The organism is Streptomyces sp. SID4985 (assembly GCF_009863025.1).
GTDB lineage: Bacteria > Actinomycetota > Actinomycetes > Streptomycetales > Streptomycetaceae > Streptomyces.
The window spans coordinates 1-230 of the sequence record NZ_WWIR01000179.1 but is presented as its reverse complement, the minus strand read 5'-3'; the positions used below and the strand labels follow the sequence as shown (position 1 = coordinate 230).

Here is a 230-nt window from a genome sequence, read left to right as displayed (position 1 = left end):
TGCCCACCCGCGAGCTGGCCCAGCAGGTCACCGAGGCGCTCGCCCCGTACGCCGGGGTGCTGAACCTGCGGATCACCACCGTGGTCGGCGGCATGTCGATCACCCGGCAGTCCAACCAGGTCCGGCGCGGCACCGAGGTGCTGGTGGCCACCCCCGGCCGGCTGGACGACCTGATCCAGCGCGGCGACGTGTTCCTGGACGACGTGGCGATCACCGTCCTCGACGAGGCC

At 72.6% G+C, this 230-nt stretch carries 1 protein-coding gene; it reads left to right on the top strand.

The window, feature by feature from the left end; all coding sequences use genetic code 11:
- On the top strand, nt 1-230 hold a 230-nt coding region (locus GTW40_RS06975; protein ID WP_161179281.1), incomplete at both ends, for a DEAD/DEAH box helicase.